Genomic DNA, 23061 nt, shown 5'->3' on the forward strand with positions numbered 1-23061 from the left:
AACTTAAAAAATTGTATCATAACAAAACTTCTTTTTTTGTTAAAGGTGATAAATGAAAATTATTTTATTTTTATTTTTTATAGTTTATAGTGCTTGGGCTGAAGATTTTATTTCACCTAAAGAGTACCAAGAATCCCTTTACAAAAATCCAAGAGGCATAAGTTGCGCTAAATGTCATGGTGATGGAGGACAACAAATACTAGGGTATTACACTAAAAATGGAGAAAAAACTCCTTTTATAGTGCCAAGTATTAAAAATACACCCTATAAGCATTTTAGAGAAATTCTAAGCCAACCTCAGGAGGCAAAAAGCATTATGCCAACTTACTCATTAACAGAAGATGAGATCAAATCGCTTTATGATTACATTACTAACAATAAAAGGAGTAAAAATGAAAAATAACAAAAAAGCCTTTGAAGAAGCTTGTGAATATATAGCAGGTGGAGTTGATTCTCCTGTGCGTGCCTTTGCTAGCGTAGGTAGCAATCCTTTATTTATCAAACAAGGAAAAGGTGCTTATATTAGCGATATAGAAGATAATACTTATATAGATTATGTACAAAGTTGGGGACCTTTGCTTTTTGGGCATTGTGATGAAGATATTGAAAAAGCTTGTAAAAAAGCTTTAGAACATGGTTCAAGCTTTGGCGCACCAACCCTAGCTGAAACTAAGTTAGCTAAATTTATCTTAAAAGATTGGCCACATTTAGACAAAATACGCTTTGTAAGCAGTGGCACAGAAGCTACTATGAGCGCTATTCGTCTTGCAAGAGGATTTAGCAAAAAAGATAAAATCGTCAAATTTGAAGGATGTTATCATGGACATTCTGATTCTTTATTAGTAAGCGCTGGAAGTGGTGCAGCTACTTTTAACACCCCAAGCTCACTAGGAGTTTTAACCGATGTAGCTAAAAATACCCTAGTAGCTATTTATAATGACATTGAAAGTGTTAAAAACTTAATCAATAATGATGATAATATAGCTTGTATCATTATAGAGCCAATTGCAGGAAACATGGGCTTAGTACCCGCTAAAATAGAATTTTTACAAGAGCTAAGAAAACTATGTGATGAGCATCAAATTCTTTTGATTTTTGATGAAGTCATGAGTGGCTTTAGAGCTTCATACCTAGGCTCTTTTGGAATTAATAATATAAAAGCTGATATAGTAACTTTTGGTAAGGTTATAGGCGGAGGTATGCCTGCAGCTGCTTTTGCTGCAAGGGCTGAGATCATGGATTTATTAAGTCCTTTGGGCGGGGTATATCAAGCAGGAACGCTAAGTGGTAATCCTCTTGCTATGGCTGCAGGCTATGCGAGCTTAAAAAAAGCAAGAAATTATGAAGGTTTATATGAAAAATTAGAAAAACTAGGCAAAAGACTTACTCAAGGCTTTAAAGAAGCTGCAAATGATTGCAAAATTCCTTTGCAAGTTAATTGCGTTGGTTCTATGTTTGGATTTTTCTTTTGTGAAAACCCTGTTAATAATTATCAAGATGCTTTAAAATCAGATACTAAATTATTTGCTAAATTTCATGCACAAATGCTAAGCAAAGGCGTGTATTTGGCACCATCTCAATTTGAAACAGGTTTCATATGTGAATGCATGGATAAAAAAATCATTGATAAAACCATACAAGCAGCACAAGAAAGTTTTAAAGCCCTATGAATAAAAGACAAAAAATCATTCGTAAAGGTATAGAAGCTGCAGATGGATTAAGCCTTGGCATATCCATGGTTGTAGCTGTTTTAATTGGGGTTGGCATAGGCTATTTTTTAAAAAATTTAACCGGCATATCTTGGCTTTTTTGGGTAGGAGTTTTTATAGGAGTAGCTGCGGCGATTTTAAATGTTTATAAAGCTTACAAAGCACAAGTAAAAAGCTACGAGGAATTTAAAGAAGAAAATCGCTATAAAGATTTAAAAAATGATCCTAAAGCCTAAAATTTTACTAAAACTCTTGCTAGGATTAAATTTACTTTTCTTAGCAGGAGTTTTTTTCTATAAAGAATTAAGCTTTAAAACCTTTATAAGCTTTGAATTTGGCTTTTTGGCTCAAAATTTAATCATTCTGGTATCTTTTTTAAATTATAAAAATTTTATTTTTAAAGCAGCTAAAAATTATGATTTTACGCAAAGACCTTTACAAATTTTTGCTAAAAGACAATATTCTTTGCCAAAAATTATAAAATTTATCCATATAGATGACGATTTAAAACCAAAATTTAAAAGTATTTTTAAAAACGCATTAGCTTTTTTTTCTTTGTTTAAAATTTTTGCTTATGTGTTTTTAATAGCAGGATTTTTATTTTTAGAGTTTCAAGGTTTAATGAGTATTTTTGCCTTGTTTTGTGCAATGTTTGTCACACCCATAGCGGTATTAATATATAATTTTTTAATAAGAAAATGTTGAGCTCAAAAAGAACGATTAGATCATTAACTGCATTGTTTTTTGGTATGACTTTTGTTTTTATAGGAAGTGCTTTAACAGTAAATTCTATAGCAATTATTTTAAAACATAACGACGTTAGTAATTTTTATATAGGGATAATAGGAAGTTGTTATTTTCTTGGTGCTATGGTAAGCACTATTAGTGCTCATAGGATAGTCTCTAAAGTAGGACATATAAGATCTTTTGGAATTTTTGCCATCATTTTTGGTATAGCTACTATGCTTCATAGTTTAAATTCTAATCTTTATTTTTGGATGGTTTTGAGATTTTTGCTTGGTTTTTGCTACTATGCACTTTTAATGGTCATAGAATCATGGCTTAATGAAAAAGCAAAAAATGCTATTCGCTCAAGAGTAATAGCCTTTTATGAAGTGGTATTTTACTCATCATCAGGTTTTGGAATTTTACTTATGTCCTTTGATTTTCCAAGCAATGCAGTATTTATTTTAAGCGCTAGTTTTATTATGTTTGCTTCTATTCCTTTATTTTTAATCCGTATTAAAGAGCCGGTTTTACCACAAAAAACCAAAATTTCCATCCCTAAAGTTTTTGACATAGTGCCTTTAGCTTTAGTGACAAGCTTTATAGCAGGTATGCTTTTAAATGGATTTTTCTCCATGGCTTCTTTATTTATACTTATACAAGGATTTGGCGCAAAAGAGGCGTCGATTTTTATATTTTGTACCATGTTAGGAGGATTTATATCTCAACTTTTCATCGGAACTCTTTCTGATAAAATTAGTCGTAAATTTGCTATTATTTTATGTGCTTTTACCGCTTTAAGTGCTATGCTTTGTATTTTGTTATTAAGCTATAATATTTATTTAAAATACTTTTTTGGCTTTTTACTAGGTATGGGAATGTGTTGTTTATACGCTCTTTCTTTAGCCAGAGCAAATGACATGCTTGATGATTCTAGCAAAAGAGTTGAGCTTGGCAGAGCGGTTCTTTTTACTTATTCTTTTGGTGCTTTATTTGCGCCTGCTGTGCTTGGAACTTTAATGTATTATTTTGAAGGCAATGGTTTTATGTATTTTTACATTGTTTTATTAACTGTTTTAATTGCCTTTGCTATAGATAAACCAAAATTTAAAAATCTAACCAAATTTAAAAGAAAACCAGGTAATATGGTAATGCTAGATGATAACTAATATTTCTAACAATCAAAATCAATTCGCAAAAAACGAAACAAACAAAGAGAACAAAAGCGAGAAATCAGACAAAAAAACCTCACTTAATGATGCTTTAAAAAATCCTTTATTTTCTAAAAATGATCCCGAAATCAAATTACCTAAAGATTATGTAAGCAAAATCGATCAAAAATTACAAGAATTATTAAATAAACTTTTAGATCAAATCAAAACCAACAAAGATCCTGATTTAGCAGTATTAAAAAATCACAAAGATTTAAATTTTGCACCTAATTTTGCCAATGAAGTTAAAAAACTTCAAACAGAGCTTTCTAAAAAACCTGAATTTGAAAAGCTGCTTAAAGTTTTAGAAGATCTAGTTAAACCCGCTAAAGATATCAACAATAAAAATCTTTCATCTTTGGTAAAAAATTCAGGTGTATTTTTAGAAGCAAAACTCAATCATTCTTTAAAAGAGCAAAATTTACCACAAAGCTTTTTTAATCTTTTAAATACCATAAAAGGAGCTACTAGTGAAAATCTAAAACGCGATATAAGTAATTTAGATCTTAAAAATCTTGACGCCACAAGTACACTAAAAGAACTTATTCACATCTTACAAAATCATAAAAAAGATAATAAAATTTCTTTAGAAAATACAAACTACAAGACACTTTTTAAACTATTTGATAAAATAGAAAATTTTAAAAACTATATCAATAAAAATCCAAATTCCATTAGCCAAGAAAAGCTACAAAATATTGCTAATAATTTCATTAAAAATCTCAGTAAAAATTTAGCACTTATCAACAAAGAACTAGCCAAACCTGAAAATATAAAAATTCAAAATACGCATATACTAAAAGAACTTAGTCAAAACATTAAAGATCTTATAACGCTTTTAAAAGACATAAAAAATCACAAAAACAAAACTGAAACAACACAAGAAAATTTAAATAAAACTCCACACACTAAAGACATCAAAGAAGAGTTAAAAGAAGAAATAAAAACTCCACAAAAAAACACAGAAGATAAAAAAGAAATTCAACAAAAACAAGAAAGCATAGTAAAAGATAAAGAAATTCAAAACACAAAAGAAGAAAAAATACCACAAAGTAAAGATATCAAAGAAAATCCTAAAGAAGAACCAAAAACACTACAAAAAAATGCTGAAGAACCAAGCAAAAATGATAGTAAAAGTCAAAATTTACAAACAAATAATACTAAATTAGAAGATATATTTAAAAGCACTTCAGGCAAAATTTTGCTAGAAGATATTTTCAAACAAAATGTAAGTAAAAATCTTAATTTTAGTCAAAATTTGCAAGAAGAGCTTTTAAATAATCTTAACAAAGAACTAGGCCTAATAGGAAGAAAACTCAACGAGGTTTTAAAAGCTTTAGATCCTAAAAATTATGAAGCAAAAAATTCTTTAGATGATATAAAAAATATAGAAAAAAAATTAGAACTTTCTATAAAAGATCTTGGAAAAATTACTCCAAAAGATACCGCAGAAATTTCTTCAGAATTGCAAAAAGACATTAAATCCACTCTTTTGCAAGTTTCTAATCTGGCTAAAAATTTAGACAATGAAAACATACTAAATCAAGCAAATCGTCTTATAGCTCAGCTTGAATTTAATCAGCTTTTATCTTTGGCTAATAATAGCATTCATACTTTTTTACCTTTCTTTTGGGATGATTTAGAAAAATCTAATGTAGTTTTTAAACGCGGTAAAAAAGATAAATTTTATGCACAAATTAATCTTGAATTTGAAAAATTAGGAAAAATCAATGTATTTTTATCACTAAGTAATGATAAATACATTGATATAAATATGATGATAGAAAATGCTAATTTTAGAAAAAAACTTTACGAAAGAGCACATGAGCTAAAAAAAGCCTTAGTTAAAGTAGGACTTCTAAGCTCTAATTTTTTCATCAGTGATATAGTTAAAAGCAAATTTCACAACCAAGAAGAATACAATGACTTTAATATGGGTTTTGATACAAGGGCTTAAAAATGGCTAAAAAAACAAAAAAAGCCGTTGCGCTAGGCTATAACAAAGAAGATCAAAATGCACCAAAAATTCTAGCTAATGCTAAAGGTGAAAACGCTGCTAAAATCATCTCTTTAGCCAAAGAAAATGGCATACCCATAAAAGAGGATAAAGACTTAGTAGAAGTTCTTAGCAAGCTTGACTTAGGCGATGAAATCCCACCTAATATGTATAAAGCGGTGGCTGAAATTTTTGCCTTTTTGTATAAAGTTGCTAATGAAGATGAGACTAAACAAAGTCCGCAATCTTCTTAGAAAATTCAACTTGCTCATAAGCATTTTTACTAAATTTTAAAAATCCTTTTTGAGCGATTAAAACTATAGTTGAACCTAGCTCAAAATTTCCAAGTCTTTGACCTTTTTTTACAAAAAGACCTTCATAAGTATGAGTAAAATCAAAATTTGCAGCATTAGTTTGTATGCTAGTATCAAAGCTAAAATGCATTTTACCAACATTTAGCGCACCCACAAATACCATCCAAAGTATAAATTTACCTTCCACTAAGCACTTTAAAACTACTCTTTCATTTTTAGTATAAAGGTTTATAATCTTAGCTAACTTTGCCTCACTCACACTAAATAAAGCTCCGCTCATATAAGTAGCACTTAAAATTTGCATATTACAAGGTGCATGATAATGATGATAATCTTTTGGAGATAGATAAATATTTGCATAATCTATGCCATTTTCTAATTCTTCTTTGCCAGCTGAGTTTTTTAAAAGCTCTTCTATACTATAACTTGAACCTTTAATGCTAAAGGCTAAATTTTCTTTTAAGTCATTTTGAAAACTACTTCCAAGTTCTAAAATTTTACCATCACTTGGACTTACAAAGCCATCTTCTAATTCTCGCTCATTTAATAAAGTTCTTGTAAATAAAGCATTTAAACTCTCGTATTCTTCTAAGGGTTTAAATTCGCTCATATTAATATTAAAAGAATTTACATAAGCTTTATTAATATTTTTTTGTATGATTTTTGGAAATTTATATTTTGCTATGATTCCAAATATTTTTGAAGCACTATTACCAAATCCCACTCATTCTCCTTTTAATCTAATCAAAGCTATCTCACTAGGAGCTAAAAATCTCACAGCAGGTCCCCAAAATCCAGCTCCACTACTTACATAAAGCAAACTATCCTTGCTTAATTTATAAAGCCCATACACAAAGCCTTGTTCTAGATATACTAGTAAAGAAAAAGGGAAAATTTGTCCTGCGTGTGTATGTCCTGATAAAATCAAATCAAACCCACTCACATCATAAGTTTTTACATATTTTGGTTGATGCGTGATTAAAATATTAACTTTTTCTTGATTGATTTGAGTTTTGATTTTTTCTATATTACTTTCTTTAAAACCCAAATGTTTAGCAGCCAAATCCAAAGCCCCACTTAAAGTAAAATCCCCAAAATCAATACTTTCATCTTCTAAAACTTTGAAATTTTTAAGCGTTTTAAGCTTTTTGCTTATTGCATTTATATCATTGTAATACTCATGATTTCCATAGACAAAATAAGTACCATATTTTGATTTAAAATTTTCTAATAAATTAATATAAGACATACTAGCTATATCTGCATCGATTAAATCCCCAGCTATAATGACTATATCAGCATTTAAAGCATTAACTTCATCGATTAAGGTTTTTAAAAAATCTTCACCTAAATTTTTTCCCAAATGTACATCAGAAAGCAAAGCTATGTTTAAATCTTCTTTTAAATTTTTAATTTTAATATCTACTTCATTAACCTTAGGCGTGCTAATAGCATTTACAAAGCCTTTAAACACCATACTAACACTAAGTATAATAAGCCAAGAATCAAAAATTAATTTTAAAAACTTTCTTCTTTGAAGGCTAAAAATTTGCTCTTTTTTATTTTCATTAAAAAAAATCCAAGAAGCAATTTCAAAAACCACTCCAAAAAGTAAAAAAAAGCAGGTAATAGTAGGAAAAATCGCTAAAATATAATAAAGCTTTTCATGTAAAAAATTCCCGCGCATATTTACAAAAAAGATTAATTCACATGCAAAAACTATTAAAACAAGAGCTAATACAAACTTCTTATAAGGTTTTAAAAAATCAACCTTACTTAAAAATCTTTTATAAATATACCAATTTGCCAAAGCAAAAAATAAAACTAATAAAGTAAAAAAAACAAACACTCTCATAGTGTAATTTTATTTAAGCAAAATTAATACTTTTTAAAGTAAAATCGCAAAAAAACATTTGGGAAAGAAATTTGGCTTTAATAGATTTAATCGATGCAAATAAGAAATTTAATACAAAAATAGTTTTAGAAAATGCAAATTTTAGTGCAAATTTAGGAGAAAAAATTGCCATTATAGGCAAAAATGGCGAAGGAAAATCAAGTTTTTTAAAAGCCCTTATGGGAACTTTAAAACTAGATAGCGGTAGAGTGATTAAACAAAATAATGCTAGCATAGGCATGCTAAGCCAACAAGTAAGCTTTGAAAGCACCTTAAGCGTGAGCGAGGCTATCAAAAAAGAACTTGAAGAAATTTATCAAGCCTTAAAAGAATTTGAAAACTATAACGAAAAATTAGCTCTTGATCCTGAAAATAAAGAATATTTAAAAAAAGTAGATGAATTAAGTTTATTTATAGATTCAAAAGATGCATGGAATTTAGATCAAAAAATACAAAGAATACTAGAAGAGTTTAAACTATTAGAGTATAAAGACAGAGCATTTTGCTCTTTAAGCGGGGGTGAAATAAGACGTGTAGGACTTTGCACTCTTTTGCTGAAAAATCCTGATATTTTATTACTTGATGAGCCAACCAACCATCTAGATGTATATATGAGTAGCTTTTTAGAAGAAAGATTGAAAGCTTCTAAAATGTGTGTTATTTTCATCTCTCATGATAGGTATTTTATCGATGCGATAGCACAAAAATGCGTAGAAATAGAAGCAGGGAAATTAAGCATTTTTGAGGGTGGCTACACGCAGTATCTAGAAAAAAAAGCAGCTATCTTAGCTTCCTTAGCTAAAAGTCATGAAACTTTACTTAAACAACTAAAAAGCGAAGAAGAATGGCTAAGAAGAGGAGTTAAAGCTAGGCTAAAGCGCAACGAAGGGCGCAAAGAACGCATTTTTAAAATGCGCGAAGAAGCCAAGAAAAACCCAGGAGCTATCAAACGCTTACAGCTTGAAATCAAAAGAGCAAGTAAAAATTTCAACCAAACCCAAAGTCAAAATCGCAAAAAAATGCTTTTTGAACTTAAAAATATCTCAAAATCCATAGCAGATAAGACACTTTTTAAAGACTTTAATGCGCGAATTTTACAAGGTGAACGCATAGCCATAGTAGGTAAAAATGGCTGTGGCAAATCTACTTTTTTAAAAATTTTACTTGATCAAATTCCACTTGATAGCGGAGAAATTAAAAGAGGTGAAGTTAAGATAGGCTATTTTGATCAAAGCAGAAGCTTACTCAATACCGATAAAAAACTTTTAGAAATTTTTTGCCCAAATGGTGGCGATCGCATTCAAGTGCGTGGTAAAAATATGCATGTTTATGGGTATTTAAAACAATTTTTATTTCCAAAAGAATTTTTAGAACAAAGCGTAAGTGTTTTAAGCGGAGGAGAGAAAAACAGAGTTGCCCTAGCCTTGCTTTTTACTAAAGAATATGATGTGTTAATCTTAGATGAACCAACAAATGATTTAGATATAGCTACAATAAATATCTTAGAAGAATATTTACTTTCTTTTGAAGGTGCGATTTTGCTTGTATCACACGATAGATATTTTGTTGATAAAATAGCAACTAAACTTTATGCTTTTGAAGATAATGCAAATATTAACATAGAAGTTCTTTCTTATAGTGAGTATTTAGAAAATGAAAAAGAATACAAGGACTTTGAAGAATTTTCTAAAAGCTTAGAAACAAACACTACAACAAGTGTAAAAACAAAAGAAAAATCAAGTAAAAAACTAAGCTATAAGGAAAATGAAATTTTAAACTCATATCCTGATAAAATTCATAAATTAGAAGAAGAAATCAAAGAAATCAAAAATGCTCTAAGCAATCCTGCAATCTATCAAGAGCTAGGCGTAAACACTCTTTATGAAAAGCTAAACTCTTTAGAAAGCGAACTTAGTGTTTTAGAAGAAGCTTATTTTGAGGTTTTGGAAAAAAGTGAAAACACTGATTAACTTTATATATTTTAAATAAGATAAAATTACTCAAATTTATTTAAGGAAAAATTATGACTTTAATATCTATTTTATGTGTTTACACGGCCTTTTTGGTTTTTATATCTTATATGCAAATTGCATTTTTAAAAAAAGAAAGAGAAAAACATGCAATTATTTTAAATGAGCATGATTATAAAAATGCTGCAAATATCGCCATAGAAAATGAAAAATACAAAATCTTTTCTAATCTTTACAATCTGATAATTAATATTTCTTGGATTGGCTTTGGCTTTTTGTATTTAAAAGAAATTTTTATAAAAGAAAATTCTACTTTAGAAAATACTTTATTTTTACTTGCATTTTTATTGATTATTAGTATTTTAAATTTACCACTTAGTTATTATGAAAGCTTTATAAAAGATAAAAAACACGGCTTTTCAAATATGACTTTAGCACTTTTTATTAAAGATAGTATTAAATCTTTAGCCCTAATGCTTATTTTTGGCTTTTTAATCATCTATGCCTTAGTATTTTGCTTTGAGTTTTTTAGCACATACTGGTGGATCGTTGCTTTTGCTTTAAGCTTTATAATCATACTTATTATAAATCTCATCTACCCTACGCTTATTGCACCTATGTTTAATAAAATGAAAAAACTTGAAGATGAGAATTTATTAGAAAAAATCACCAATTTAATGCAAAAATGTGGCTTTAGTGCAAATGGTGTTTATGTTATTGATGCAAGTAAAAGGGATAAAAGATTAAATGCTTATTTTGGTGGTTTATTTAAAAGTAAAAGAGTGGTGCTTTTTGATACACTTTTAAATGCCTTAAAAGAAAAAGAACTCATCGCTGTTTTAGGTCATGAACTAGGGCATTTTGTACATAAAGATTTACTAAAAATGTTATTCTCTAGTGCTTTGATGCTTTTTGTTTTATTTTTTATCTTTGCTCATTTACCAAGCTTTTTTTATATTGAAAGTCACTTAGATGGAGTAAATGCTGGAGTTTTTGCACTTTTATTGATTTTTGGAAATATTTTTACTTTTATTATCTCTCCACTACTTAATAAAATGAGTCAAAAAAATGAATTTAATGCTGACTTACATGGAGCAAAACTAAGTTCTAAAGAAGATATGAAAAATGCCCTCATAGCTTTAGCAAAAGAAAATAAGGCCTTTGTTAAAACAAGTAAAATTTATACTTTCTTTCATCTAAGTCATCCTTGCATTTATGATAGAATCAAAGCTTTGCAATGATTTCAATCAAACAGGCCTTAAAGCAAGCTTACGCAAAAGATCCTACTCACAAAGAATATATACTTTTTATTCTTTGTGAGCTTTTGCAAAAAGACAAGGCTTGGATTTTTTTAAATCCTGAATTTCAAATTGATGAAAAAGTTTTTTTAGAATATGTAGATAGGTTTTTAAATGGCGAGCCTTTTGAATATTTATTTCAAAAAACGCAATTTTATGGTTTAGATTTTTTTATTGAAAAAGGGGTTTTAATACCGCGTTTTGATAGTGAAATATTACTTGAAAGATGCTTAGAAATTTTAGATCATAACTCTTTTGAAAATATACTTGAAATTGGCTTTGGGAGTGGAATTTTAAGTATCTCTCTAGCAAAGTTAAAGCAAATTTTCATACAAGCTTGCGATATTAATCCAAAAGCACTAGATCTTGCTAAAAAAAATGCAGATTTTCATAATGCTTCAAATTTAGTTAATTTTCAACTTTGTGATTTTAAAACTATGCAAGGAAATTTTGACTTTATTTTTTCCAATCCTCCTTATATAAAAAATAATTATCCTTTGGATAAATGGGTGCAAAATGAACCACATAATGCTTTATTTGGCGGGGATAAAGGTTGGGAAATTTTACATGAAATTATCCTTTTTGCTAAAAATCACAACACAAAAGTCTTAGCATGTGAGTTTGGTTATGATCAAAAAGCAATTTTAAATAAAATTTTAGAGGAAAATGGCTTCAAGGCTGCTTTTTATCAAGATTATAATGGATTTGATAGAGCCTTTGTTGCGTGGAATTTAAAAAATTAGACTATAATTATCTTTTTATAGGAGAAAATATGAAATCAATATATTTATTTTTACTAGCAAGTTTAATTGGGATTGAAATTAGCATAGGTGTATTTTTAGCTCCGACTATATTTTATCCTGCTAAATTCATAGGCGAAGGGGTTTTAACTCATTTTCAAAGTGGGCTTTTAATGACACACATTTTTGTGCAATTTGGTTATGTTTTGCTAGGTGTAAGTGTTTTATCTATTTTAATGGAAATTTTCTCATTTAAGGATAAAAATTTAACTTTTAAAATAAATTTTTCAAAATTTATGCTTTCTTTAATCATTTTGGCACTAAGTTTGCTTTTTGTATTTTACTTCACTGCTTATGTTTTAGAAGCACAAAGCTTAGGAGAAGAAGCAACTAAGACTCAAGAATTTATAAAAATTCATGGTGCAAGTGAAGTTGTGATGAAAATTATCATGTTATCACAAGTAATTTTGTTTTTTTTAAATTTTAAGACAAAAAAGTGATATAATAAAACAAGTCTTTAAAAGGAGTCAAAGATGAAAATAGGCGATATAGGAACAACTCAACAAAACCATTACTTAAATCAAGCTCAAAAAAGCCAAGAAAAAGCTTTAGAAAATATAGCCACAATGCGTGCTATAGATGGAAGTGACGAAGCAAATTTAGCCATAGCTGATTCTTTAAGAAGTCAGTATAGCACTATAGATCAAGGTATTTTAAATGCTTATGATTCAGTAGGTGTTTTACAAATTGCAGACTCAGCACTAAACAATATCTCAGCCACTGCAGATAGGCTTAATGAACTTTCTGTACGCTCAAATAGTGCTGCATTAAATGATAGACAAAAAAGTATGCTAAATGCCGAAGCAAATAAACTTATAAGTTCAATCAATGATGCATTTTCAAATGCAACTTTTAATGGAAAAAATGTCTTCCAAAGTATGGATTTTGTTGTTGGAGCTGGGGTTGAAAGTATTAATTTAAATCAACCAAGCACAGCAAACTTAAGCCTTGAAAACCAAGATGGAATTCGCGATTTTCAAGATCAAGTAGGTTCTTTACGCGCAGATATTGGTGCTGGGATTAATGCTATCCATTCTAACATCAACTCATCTTTGCAAACTAGCATTAATACCAAAGAAGCTGAAAGCAAATTGCAAAATAATGACTTAGCACAAAATATCAATGATTTTAATGCAAACTACTTAAAAGAAAATGCATTTTTATTTGCAAATGCTCACTCAAATGTAATGTTGCAAACTAAACTAGCAAGTTTGCTTCAATAAAAAAACTCCCAAATAAGGGAGTTTTTCAAGGAAAAATATGCAAGATAGTGCTTTGTTAAAGCAAGTTTTAAAACATCCTTTATATGAAAAAATCCAAAAACTTAGTATCAAAATTCAAAAATCAAGTTATCTTATAAATGATAGCTTTGATATTTTTTGTGATAAAAGCTTAGATGATGAAATTAATAGTATTGCCTTAGAATTAAAACCTTGGCGCAAAGGACCTTTTAAAATTAATGATTTATTTATAGACACAGAATGGCAAAGTTTTATAAAATTTAATATATTAAAACCATATATGCAAGAGATCAAAGGCAAAATAGTTGCAGATATTGGCTGCAATAATGGTTATTATATGTTTAAAATGCTTAAATTTAATCCTTCAAAACTCATAGGTTTTGATCCTTCTATAAAGTATTATTTACAATTTTTACTTTTAAACTCTATTGCAAAAACTCCTATACAATATGAACTTTTAGGTGTGGCTGATGTGCCAAATTATGGTATAAAATTTGATGTGATTTTTTGTCTTGGCGTAATTTATCATCGTAGTGATCCTATAGCCATGCTAAAACAGCTCAAGCAATCTTTAAACAAAGATGGTATAGTCTTTTTAGATACTATGTATATAGAAGATGAAAGAGAAATTGCACTCATTCCTCAAAAAACTTATTCAAAAATACCAAATATTTTTTTCATTCCGTCGATATTGGGTTTAAGAAATTGGTGTTATAGAGCTGGATTTAGTGAATTTGAAGTTATAGCAACTAAACAAACTGATTTTGAAGAACAAAGAAAAACACAATGGATTGATTCTTTTTCTTTAGATCAATTTTTAGATGAAAATGACTCAAATTTAACTTGCGAAGGTTATGAAGCACCAAAAAGAGTTTATGTTAAATTAAAGGTGTAAAAATGGCAAGAGCAGCAAGTGCTGTTAGCATAGAAGAATTGATAGATCCTGAAGAATTAAATCGCATTAAATCAGAACTCATCACTTGTCCAGGGATAAACAATACTTTAGCAGGAAGCATTTCTCATATAGAAAAAAATTTTGCTAAAGGTATCTTAATCACAACCCATGATATGGCAGTAGATGAGCTAGGATTAGTGCATAGTGGTTTTGTATTTAATGCAGCAAATTATATAGCTCAAGCTGCAATCAATAAAGAATTTAGCGTCTTAATAGGCTCAAGAAGCTTTTTTTATGCTCCTTTAAAAGTTGGCGATATTCTAAACCTTGAAGCAAGTGCTTTATTTAGTGATGACTCAAGAAAAAGAGAAGTTAAGGTAGTTGGTTTTGTGAATGAGATTAAAATTTTTGATGCTTCTTTTCAAGTTGTCACAACCGAAGATCATATATTTAAGCTTAAACAGAGTCAAAACACCACAAACAACAACCAAAACCAACAAGAACCTGCTAAACAAGAAACAACACAAGAAGAACTCAATGCGGCCTTAAAAGGAATCGGGGGTTAAAGGTAAATCCACCCAATTCTTTGGGCATTCTTTATGGTAAGTCCCACTTGCATCATAATATTCTTTACAATCATCATAAAAGCGGTTTGAAATTCCTCTTTCATTGACAAAACAGCCACCAAAAAACAATACTACAAATCCAATGAAAAATATTTTTTTAAACATCTCTTTTCCTATTTTAATCTTATTTGTTTACGCCATTTATAAGGCTCTATAGGATTTTCATCTACCCATAAACCTTTTTTATTTTCTTTAGCATAGTTTTGCTCATTTACATATAAATCACTATAATATTCATAAGCCCAAGCAAAACCATTTTTAACCATAACTTGATTGATATCTTTATCATTTAGGTACACAATGGCCAAAATTCTACCATATTTATCCTCATCTTTTACATTTAAAACAACTTCTTTATTTAATACAATAGCTTTTAAAAATTGCGTAGCCATTTTTCCATAGGCTTGATCACTCTCAGGTGCATCGATACCAAAAAGTCTGATTTTAAGTTTTTCATTTTCAAATTTAGCCTCAATAGTATCTCCATCTACTACACGACTTACCTTAGCATTAATATACGAACCACTATCATAATTTAAAATATAAGCGAAAGCGACTAAAAAAAGCACAATTAAAAATTTCTTTGGCTCTTTTAATAAGGTTATTAATAATTTAATTTGCTTTTTAGAAATTTTCATTTAAACCTCATCTATATAAAAATATGCCATAATTACAATAAAAAGGAGAAATTTATGCAAGAAATTATACAAAATTTTAAACAAATTACTCAAATACCTCATTGTAGTTTTAAAACCGAAGAATTAAAAAATTTTCTCATTGATTTTGCTAAAAGTCACAACTGTCAAGTAAGCGTTGATAATGCAGGTAATATCCACGCATACAAAGGAAATCCAAAAATTTGTTTACAAAGCCATTATGATATGGTTTGCATGGGAGAGGCTCCAAATATACAAATGTATGAAGAAAATGGATATTTAAAAGCTAAAAACTCAAGTTTAGGTGCAGATAATGGCATAGGAGTATCATTAATGATGCAAGCTTTAAAAGACTTTGAAAATATCGAATGTCTTTTTACTAATGATGAGGAAGTTGGCCTTTGTGGAGCAAATAATCTTACACATACTTTGATTTCAAACAAGCTGTTAAATTTAGACCATGAAAGCGATGATGAAGTTGTTATAGGTTGTGCTGGCGGAGTAGATATTTTTGCTAATTTGAAATTAGAAATAGATGAAAAAGAAGATGAATGCTATGAAATAGAGGCAATAGATTTTAAAGGTGGACATTCAGGGATTGATATTGTTAAAAACATCAAATCTTCTATCAAAGAAGCAAGTTACTTTATCACTCAAAATCAAGGCGAACTTTGCGAGTTTAAAGCAGGCGAGAGAATAAATTCAATACCAAAACATGCTAAAATCGTAGCATTTTTTAAAAATCCTCCAAAAGAAAATAATCATTTTAAAATAAAATATCTAGGTAGAATCAAAAGAACATATTATAAAAACTCTCAAATCATTTTAAATCTTATCAATGCTTTTGCACAAGGTGTTAGAACTTTTAATCATCATCTAAATTTAGTCCAAACAAGTATCAATCTTTCATTGGCTTATGAAAAAGAAGGTAAATTTCATTTTGAATTTTTTGCAAGATCAAATGATTTACAAGAGCTTAAAAATATAGAATTTGAAACCTTAACTTATTTTAAAATGCAAAGCTGTGAAGTTTCAAGTGCAAATTTTTATCCACCTTGGGCTAATAAAGATACTAAATTTGGAGAAGAAATTCTAAGTTATTTTAAAAAAGAAAATCCAAACGCCAAACTTTACACTATACATGCTGGTTTAGAATGTGGTATTATAAGTGAAAAACAACCTCTAGAATGTTGCTCTATAGGGCCAAATATATATAGCCCACATTCAACAGATGAAAAATGCGAAATAGCTTCTATCGAAAAAATCAGTAAAATTCTTTTTACAATTTTAAAAAATCACCAGTAATATATAGATAAAAAACCAATATTTTGACAAATAAATTCAAAATATTGGTAAATATTTATTTAAATAATAAAAAATTTTATTTACTATTAATAAAACTTGCATTATACTCTCGCATATTTTACAAACAAGGAGAGAGTATGGAAATGCTAACCAGCCTTAGCGAAGGCACTCAATTTAGTATCCAACTAGCTGTAGTTCTTATTTGTCTTTTTTATGGGGCAAAAAAAGGCGGTATCGCTCTTGGTTTACTAGGCGGTATAGGTTTATTGGTTTTAAGTTTTGGTTTTGCTGTAGCACCTGGAAAACCTTCAATTGATGTTATGCTTACCATCTTAGCTGTAGTTGTTGCTAGTGCAACCTTGCAAGCTAGCGGTGGTTTAGATGTAATGTTACAAGTAGCAGAAAGAGTTTTAAGAAAAAATCCTAAATTTTTAACCATCTTAGCACCTTTTGTAACTTGTATTTTAACCATGCTTTGCGGAACCGGACATGTTGTTTATACCATGATGCCTATTATTTACGACATTGCTATTAAAAACGGCATACGCCCAGAAAGACCAATGGCCGCTTCTAGTATTTCTTCTCAGCTTGGTATCATCGCAAGCCCTGTTTCAGTTGCTGTTGTAAGCTTAACAGCGCTGCTTTTAAATCCAGAAATCAACAAACATCCTTTAGCAGGTTTTGATGGTTATGTGGATTTACTTGCTATTACTATACCTTCTACTTTGGTAGGTGTTTTAGCTATAGGAATTTTTTCTTGGTTTAGAGGAAAAGATCTTGATAAAGATGCGAATTTTCAAGCTAGAATCAAAGATCCAGAACAAAGAGAATATATCTATGGTGATAGCAAAACTCTTCTTGGTCAAAAACTTCCAACTATTCAATGGGTAGCTATGTGGATTTTCTTAGGCGCTATTGCAATAGTAGCTATACTTGGAGCCTTCCCAGAACTTAGACCACAATTTACTTCAAAAGGTGTTACTAAACCTATGAATATGGTTGCAGTAATTCAAATGTTTATGCTTTTAGCAGGTGCAGCACTCATCATCTTTACTAAACTTGATGCAAGCAAAATTGCAAAAAATGAAATTTTTAAATCAGGTATGATAGCTTTAGTAGCTGTTTTTGGAATTTCTTGGATGGCAGATACCATGTTTGCAGTGCATACTCCTATGATGAAAGAATCTTTAGGAAATATCGTTATAGAACACCCTTGGACTTATGCAGTTATGCTTTTATTAATTTCTAAATTTGTTAATTCTCAAGCAGCAGCAATCGCAGCATTTGTCCCACTTGCACTAGGAATTGGTGTTGAACCAGGCATTATTATCGCTTTTGCAGCAGCTTGTTATGGATATTATATTTTACCAACTTATCCAAGCGATCTTGCAACTATACAATTTGATAGATCAGGCACTACAAAAATAGGTAAATTTGTTATCAATCATAGCTTTATCTTACCAGGCTTAATTGGTGTAATTGTTTCTTGTATAGTAGGTTATTTCTTAGCTTTAGGTGCAGGATATTTATAAAAATTAAAGGGCTTTAAAGAAAGCCCTTTTTTTCTCATTCAAATGCTTTTTCTAAATCAATAGGCATAGCTTGATAACCAGTACTTGCTCCACTAAAGCGAATTTGTACCGAAGGCTCTTTAGCTCCCCATTTAAACTCATCTATTTCAGGTCTTGGTTCACCCAAAGCAACACCTTTGTTTAAATCAAAAGCCATTCCAGCAGTAGCACTATAAACCACTATAGAGTTTTTATCTTTATGGTACTCAGTTAAAGAAGTGACAGGTGAAAACCATTCATTGCCTCTTTGCTTACCATACTCCCAAATTTGTTCTACGGTGTTATTTTTTTGATCTATTTTATATACAACTGCTCTTGAGTATTTCATCGAAGCAAAAGCAGGTTGTTCTATACCCCTTGCATCACCATTGTCAAAAGCTGTGATATAAATATATCTTTTATCAGATTTTTCATCTATTCTAAATGCAGTATGCTGTGTCCATGTAAAATCAAAACCACCGTCTTCATTTTCATAACCAGGGCATTTGCTATATTCATCCTCACAAACTATCTTTTTGCCATTTTTATCAATAGGTTGTAAAAGTACTTTTTTATATTTTTCTCCCCAGCCCTTATGTGCTCCTAGTATCCATTTTACCTTTTTATCGCGTCCTATTTTTATAATAGCGCTTTGATGACGACTTGAAATGATAATGCTATCATCACTTGGATCATAATCTACGCTATTTACATGAGCCCAGTTACGCCCTACTCCAGTACCTGCTATATCGCCAAAAGAATTACTTGCATCCATTTTAGCTAAATCCTCATCACTTAAAGTAACACCTGCTTTACTAGAATCAATATTCAAACAAACAGCGCCTTGATCTAAAGCTTTTATAATATTTGCTCTATATGGATCTAAAATTTCAAAAAGCCTCCACTCATCTACCACATTGCCATTTTTATCAACTTCTACTATCACATCACGCACTGAACGCACATTTTTACCATCAGGACGCTTAACATTGGTAGAAGCTACCCTTAAAAGGTAATTTCCATTTTGCATATCATCCATAGAATGAGAAAAGTCTATATAAGAAGAAGGTAAAATACGATTAAAAATTTCTCTACCCATTAAATCATACTTAACATATCTTTGACCAAATCCAAAACTCAAAGCCCCATCTTCATTTTGATGAAAACCCATCATAATACCACGCTTATAAATATTACCCCAATCCATTAATTTGTCACTATCTAAATACCAACGAATTTCACCTTTAGTGTCAATGATAAATGCATTTGAATTCTCATCCCACTCCATTGCACCACCTGCTGGGTTATTCCATACAGCTTGAGAACCTTTTCCACTTTGTCTTCCTGGAGCATTATTAACCAAATACAATCTATCTTCAAAACCTTTATCTACTTTAATCACTTCTACTTTTTCAAAAGGTACACCTCTTTGCATAAGACTTCCACTAGCTTCTATATTTACCCCACCAGTTGCTATTTTATATACCTCATCTACTACTTTTTCACTTTTTCCAAAAGCAGTTTTGGTATAACTTACTTTTACTGTATTTAAATATGATGAATAAAGTCCAAAAACAGGAATTCCTCCATATGTTTTAATTTTATTAGGGCTAACCTTATAAGATATAGTCTGTCCATTTGGTTTTGGAATTATAGTTACACTTACATCACTTAGTTTATATCCACCATCCATAATTACAGCACTAAGCGGGGATAAACCATAAGGATTTATTTTTATAGCACCAATTTTACCTTGAATCTCCCAATTAATACTAGCACCACTAGGTCCACCCATAGCTAAAGAAACATTAGGTGCAACTACAACAATACTACTAGCAAGCAAAATACTACTTACAATTTTACTAATTTTCATTTTTTCTCCTTTTTTTAATACTACTAAGCCATTTGCACACTTGGCTCACCTAAAATTTTAAGAATAATCACAAACACCAAAACAATCAAAGCATAAATTTTAGCCTTAGGATGTGAAAATGCATAAGAAATAAACATACCTCCTAAAATCACCAAACAAACAACAAAAGCCAATAAGCAACAAATCGCCATATTCATAAATTCCATACTAGGAATCAAATACCAACCATTGCTATATAACCCATCTTCAAAATTTGGAGGAGTTCCAACAAAAAATTTCTGAAAAGCATTTAAACTACCATAAACATCTTCAGGTACTATAGGTGTATCCATGCCACACTCACCTGTTGGTAAAAACCATCCTGGCACCCATTCATGCAATGGTAAATTAAAAGGATATATAGGAATTTCTCTACATCCATCAACACCAGCAAAAGGATTTTCTGAATGCACTACTTCATGAATATGATTAAGAGTAATACAATACTCTATACCAAGCCATATACCCCAAAATACAAAAGTATATGCAAAAATTTTTAGATAATCATTTTTAGGATCTATCAAAGCTAAAATACCACCAAAAGCCATAGTTAACATAGCAAATCTTATATAAACACACTGCTCACAAGGCTCCATATAAAGGTATTCTTGAAACAAAAAGTGTGCTATGAAAGTTAAACTTATCATAGCTATAACCATTATTAACCAAGGCATTCTAGTGTTTTGCCAAGCACTAACTCTACTAACAGGACAAGAACTCATAAAATACTCCAAAAACTACATCTTACTTAACTCTTCTGTTATTTCTATCAAAGCTTGTGGAGATGTGATAGCTTGTGGTATGATTTGATATTTTCCATTTACTACAAAAGCAGGTGTGCCATAGTTTTTAGAGATATCATTAGCACTTTCGTAAGATTTTAAAATTTCACTAGCCTCAGGAGTTTTTAAAAAATTATCTAAATCTTCTTTGCTTGCTGAAATTGCTTTTAATCCTACCTCATAAAACGCTTCAGGATTAGTTCCATTTCCCCATCTTTGTTTTTTCTTAAAATAAGCATTAAAATATGCTTCAGAAGCTTTATGAGTTAAACTATTTTTATCACTTTGGCTTACTTTATTTTGCTCATCTTTAAAAGCAGCAAAAGCAAAAATTTCATTAGCTTGCTTACCATAATCGCCCATAGAACTAACAGGATAAAATTTATAAGTTAATTGCGGTAATTTTTCTTTAACTTTTGAGATTGTATTGAATTTATGATGATCATAACAATGCGTGCAACGATAAGAAAACACTTCTATCAAAGAGTTTTGTGCATTTGGGATAGGTGTTTTTAAAGTAATATACTCTTTACCTTCGCTAAGCGCATTTGCGTTTACACCAAAAACAAAAACAGCCAACAAAGCCGAACCTAAGAACATGTTGAATCTATTTTGCATTTAAGCCTCCTTTATATGTTTATAATTAATTATTAAAAAAATCTTATAAACAATATTAGCTTATACTAATTCAACTTAAATAATAATAAAAATTAAATAATAATTTATTATTATTTAAATAAAACATTATATCTTGAAACTAAAGATATAATGTTTTGCATATTTATTTAGTAGAAAGTTCTTTAACTATACGGATTAATTCTTCTAAAGAAGTGATATACTCAGGATTGATTTGATATTTGCCATTTACTACAAAAGCAGGCGTGCCATAATTTCTTGAAATTTCATTAGCCACATCATAAGCAGCTAAAAGCTCTTTAGCTTCTTTAGTTTGTAAAAATTTTTGCAATTCTTCTTTACTAGCACCGATAGCATTTAAACCTATTTTGTAAAATAAATCAAGATCATTTAATTTTAACTTTTGTTCAAAATGACTTACAAAATACACATCAGCAAGCTTATAAGTAAGACTTTTTTCACTAGTTACATCTAAACCTAAAGCTTTTTCTTTAAAAGAAGCCAATGCAAACATCTCATTTAAAGCCCCACCATACTCACTCATAGAACTTACTGAAAAAAGATCATATTTTAAATTTGGCAAAGCTTTTTTAACTTTTGCTAGAGTGTGAAATTGATGATGATTATAGCAATGAATGCAACGATAAGAAAAAATTTCTATCAGTGAATTTTGTGCATTTGGGATGGGTGTTTTTAAAGTAATATACTCTTTACCCTCACTTAATGCATTAGCATTTACACTAAAAACAAAAGCTATAATAGCTAATAATTTAAACATTTTTTGCAACACTTGCATGATTTTCCTTTTTTTGATGATATAAAATACAATTTTAACATAAGATATAAAATCAAGAATGTTTTATGCTTTTCTTATAGCATTTTAGATAAAATTTATAATTTACTAGACACATAAAACAAGGCAAAATAAATGCAAAAGCTTCTAGAATCTTATGGTATATTAGTGCAAGAAAACATCAAAGATATAAATGTAAAAATAAATAAGAATACAATAACTATTCACAACTCCAACATTAGCGAAATTGATTTAAACATTCTAGAGCAAAAACAAATAAATAAAATCACTATAACAAACTGCGAAATCGATTATATTTATTTTACAAAAAATAATATAGAATTATTTTTTATAGACTGTATTTTTAAAAATCAAATCATTGCTAGAGGATTTAGCTTTCATAGAAAAGTTAGTTTTATTCAATGTATTTTTGAAAAAAAAGTTAGTTTTTCAAGCACGATTTTTGGTAATCAAGTTGACTTTTGTTTAACAAAATTTGAAGATGAAGTTAGGTTTATAGAAACAAAATTCTTAGCTGAGTATACAAATCAAGAAAACATAGAAAATAATTTTAGAGAAGCAGTTTTTAAAGATAATGCCTATTTTGATAGGGCAGAATTTAAAGCTAGGGTTGATTTTAATGTAGCGCGTTTTGAAGGTGAAGCTAGATTTATAAACACAAAATTCTTAGCTGAGTATACAAATCAAGAAAACATAGAAAATAATTTTAGAGAAGCAGTTTTTAAA

The 23061-nt window shown here is 29.5% G+C and carries 25 protein-coding genes; 17 read left to right on the forward strand and 8 right to left on the reverse strand.

All coding sequences use genetic code 11. The annotated features are described in order from the left end of the window. Positions 1-52 precede the first annotated feature (52 nt). From ACOTVC_RS05645 to ACOTVC_RS05675, 7 genes are read left to right on the forward strand one after another with little or no spacing between them, the layout of a single operon-like run. Positions 53-403: a c-type cytochrome gene (locus ACOTVC_RS05645; RefSeq protein ID WP_421627922.1), complete on the forward strand. Its 351-nt coding sequence runs from the start codon at positions 53-55 to the stop codon at positions 401-403. Next, on the forward strand, positions 393-1670 hold the full coding sequence (gene hemL / locus ACOTVC_RS05650; RefSeq protein WP_257906550.1) for a glutamate-1-semialdehyde 2,1-aminomutase: 1278 nt from the start codon (positions 393-395) through the stop codon (positions 1668-1670). Before ACOTVC_RS05645 ends, hemL begins: the two co-directional genes overlap by 11 nt. Then, positions 1667-1945: an AtpZ/AtpI family protein gene (locus ACOTVC_RS05655; RefSeq protein WP_257906551.1), complete on the forward strand. Its 279-nt coding sequence runs from the start codon at positions 1667-1669 to the stop codon at positions 1943-1945. Before hemL ends, ACOTVC_RS05655 begins: the two co-directional genes overlap by 4 nt. After that, on the forward strand, positions 1929-2414 hold the full coding sequence (locus ACOTVC_RS05660) for a hypothetical protein (RefSeq protein WP_052243077.1): 486 nt from the start codon (positions 1929-1931) through the stop codon (positions 2412-2414). The genes ACOTVC_RS05655 and ACOTVC_RS05660 overlap by 17 nt, the downstream gene beginning before the upstream one ends. After that, positions 2411-3604: an MFS transporter gene (locus ACOTVC_RS05665; RefSeq protein WP_257912515.1), complete on the forward strand. Its 1194-nt coding sequence runs from the start codon at positions 2411-2413 to the stop codon at positions 3602-3604. The genes ACOTVC_RS05660 and ACOTVC_RS05665 overlap by 4 nt, the downstream gene beginning before the upstream one ends. Continuing rightward, positions 3594-5603 carry a flagellar hook-length control protein FliK gene (locus tag ACOTVC_RS05670; protein ID WP_421627926.1) on the forward strand — a complete coding sequence of 670 codons (2010 nt, stop codon included), beginning with the start codon at positions 3594-3596 and terminating at the stop codon, positions 5601-5603. The genes ACOTVC_RS05665 and ACOTVC_RS05670 overlap by 11 nt, the downstream gene beginning before the upstream one ends. Positions 5604-5605: 2 nt before the next feature. Next, positions 5606-5896, forward strand: a complete 291-nt coding sequence (locus ACOTVC_RS05675; RefSeq protein WP_012661291.1) for a FlhB-like flagellar biosynthesis protein — start codon at positions 5606-5608, stop codon at positions 5894-5896. Here the strand turns inward: ACOTVC_RS05675 and ACOTVC_RS05680 are convergent. Together ACOTVC_RS05680 and ACOTVC_RS05685 are read right to left on the reverse strand one after the other, a co-directional pair. Then, complete coding sequence (locus ACOTVC_RS05680) at positions 5871-6680, reverse strand: phosphatidylserine decarboxylase (protein ID WP_214116612.1); 810 nt, start codon at positions 6678-6680, stop codon at positions 5871-5873. The genes ACOTVC_RS05675 and ACOTVC_RS05680 overlap by 26 nt on opposite strands. Then, positions 6681-7811, reverse strand: a complete 1131-nt coding sequence (locus ACOTVC_RS05685; protein ID WP_421627928.1) for a metallophosphoesterase — start codon at positions 7809-7811, stop codon at positions 6681-6683. A gap of 71 nt (positions 7812-7882) precedes the next feature. On the opposite strand from ACOTVC_RS05685, the gene abc-f reads away from it, so the two are divergent. Genes abc-f through ACOTVC_RS05720 form a run of 7 tightly spaced genes read left to right on the forward strand, consistent with a single transcriptional unit; the run spans position 7883 to position 14620 of the window. Then, a complete protein-coding gene (abc-f, locus tag ACOTVC_RS05690; RefSeq protein WP_214116616.1) occupies positions 7883-9820 on the forward strand; it encodes a ribosomal protection-like ABC-F family protein in 1938 nt (645 codons plus the stop codon). A 53-nt stretch (positions 9821-9873) separates the two neighbouring features. Continuing rightward, positions 9874-11061 carry a M48 family metallopeptidase gene (locus tag ACOTVC_RS05695; protein ID WP_421627930.1) on the forward strand — a complete coding sequence of 396 codons (1188 nt, stop codon included), beginning with the start codon at positions 9874-9876 and terminating at the stop codon, positions 11059-11061. Beyond that, the gene (locus tag ACOTVC_RS05700; RefSeq protein ID WP_214097632.1) at positions 11061-11861 is read left to right on the forward strand and encodes a HemK/PrmC family methyltransferase; all 801 of its coding nucleotides are present in this window, start codon (positions 11061-11063) and stop codon (positions 11859-11861) included. The genes ACOTVC_RS05695 and ACOTVC_RS05700 overlap by 1 nt, the downstream gene beginning before the upstream one ends. Positions 11862-11890: 29 nt before the next feature. Continuing rightward, positions 11891-12358, forward strand: a complete 468-nt coding sequence (locus tag ACOTVC_RS05705; RefSeq protein ID WP_039628182.1) for a DUF4149 domain-containing protein — start codon at positions 11891-11893, stop codon at positions 12356-12358. A gap of 33 nt (positions 12359-12391) precedes the next feature. Next, entirely contained in the window at positions 12392-13141 is a 750-nt protein-coding gene (locus ACOTVC_RS05710; RefSeq protein ID WP_421627932.1) for a flagellin, read from the forward strand. Positions 13142-13178: 37 nt separating this feature from the next. Next, on the forward strand, positions 13179-14054 hold the full coding sequence (cmoB, locus tag ACOTVC_RS05715) for a tRNA 5-methoxyuridine(34)/uridine 5-oxyacetic acid(34) synthase CmoB (protein WP_214115954.1): 876 nt from the start codon (positions 13179-13181) through the stop codon (positions 14052-14054). Between the two features lie 2 nt (positions 14055-14056). Then, entirely contained in the window at positions 14057-14620 is a 564-nt protein-coding gene (locus ACOTVC_RS05720; protein WP_039617921.1) for a hypothetical protein, read from the forward strand. Here ACOTVC_RS05720 and ACOTVC_RS05725 read toward each other — a convergent pair. Both ACOTVC_RS05725 and ACOTVC_RS05730 read right to left on the reverse strand, forming a co-directional pair. After that, positions 14600-14785 (reverse strand): hypothetical protein, encoded by a 186-nt coding sequence (locus tag ACOTVC_RS05725; protein WP_039617919.1) that lies wholly within the window; start codon positions 14783-14785, stop codon positions 14600-14602. The two genes, ACOTVC_RS05720 and ACOTVC_RS05725, sit on opposite strands and share 21 nt — an antisense overlap. Before the next feature lie 8 nt (positions 14786-14793). Next, positions 14794-15318 carry a thermonuclease family protein gene (locus ACOTVC_RS05730; protein ID WP_214099353.1) on the reverse strand — a complete coding sequence of 175 codons (525 nt, stop codon included), beginning with the start codon at positions 15316-15318 and terminating at the stop codon, positions 14794-14796. Between the two features lie 54 nt (positions 15319-15372). On the opposite strand from ACOTVC_RS05730, the gene ACOTVC_RS05735 reads away from it, so the two are divergent. Together ACOTVC_RS05735 and ACOTVC_RS05740 are read left to right on the forward strand one after the other, a co-directional pair. Then, entirely contained in the window at positions 15373-16641 is a 1269-nt protein-coding gene (locus ACOTVC_RS05735; RefSeq protein WP_421627934.1) for a M20/M25/M40 family metallo-hydrolase, read from the forward strand. A gap of 137 nt (positions 16642-16778) precedes the next feature. Next, complete coding sequence (locus ACOTVC_RS05740) at positions 16779-18173, forward strand: anaerobic C4-dicarboxylate transporter (RefSeq protein ID WP_421627936.1); 1395 nt, start codon at positions 16779-16781, stop codon at positions 18171-18173. 34 nt (positions 18174-18207) lie between these two features. On the opposite strand, the gene ACOTVC_RS05745 is transcribed toward ACOTVC_RS05740, so the two are convergent. From ACOTVC_RS05745 to ACOTVC_RS05760, 4 genes are all read right to left on the reverse strand, one after another. Then, positions 18208-20064 (reverse strand): aryl-sulfate sulfotransferase, encoded by a 1857-nt coding sequence (locus ACOTVC_RS05745; protein ID WP_421627938.1) that lies wholly within the window; start codon positions 20062-20064, stop codon positions 18208-18210. Between the two features lie 23 nt (positions 20065-20087). Continuing rightward, positions 20088-20825, reverse strand: coding sequence for a protein-disulfide oxidoreductase DsbI (dsbI, locus tag ACOTVC_RS05750; protein WP_421627940.1), 738 nt, complete (start codon positions 20823-20825; stop codon positions 20088-20090). A gap of 15 nt (positions 20826-20840) precedes the next feature. Continuing rightward, a complete protein-coding gene (locus ACOTVC_RS05755; RefSeq protein ID WP_421627941.1) occupies positions 20841-21503 on the reverse strand; it encodes a thiol:disulfide interchange protein DsbA/DsbL in 663 nt (220 codons plus the stop codon). Between the two features lie 163 nt (positions 21504-21666). Then, positions 21667-22317, reverse strand: coding sequence for a thiol:disulfide interchange protein DsbA/DsbL (locus ACOTVC_RS05760; protein ID WP_214099350.1), 651 nt, complete (start codon positions 22315-22317; stop codon positions 21667-21669). 132 nt (positions 22318-22449) lie between these two features. On the opposite strand from ACOTVC_RS05760, the gene ACOTVC_RS05765 reads away from it, so the two are divergent. After that, the coding region (locus ACOTVC_RS05765) for a pentapeptide repeat-containing protein (RefSeq protein ID WP_421627943.1) at positions 22450-23061 on the forward strand (612 nt) is incomplete at its 3' end.

The organism is Campylobacter sp. GB48 (genome assembly GCF_049221845.1).
GTDB classification, from domain to species: domain Bacteria; phylum Campylobacterota; class Campylobacteria; order Campylobacterales; family Campylobacteraceae; genus Campylobacter_D; species Campylobacter_D lari_C.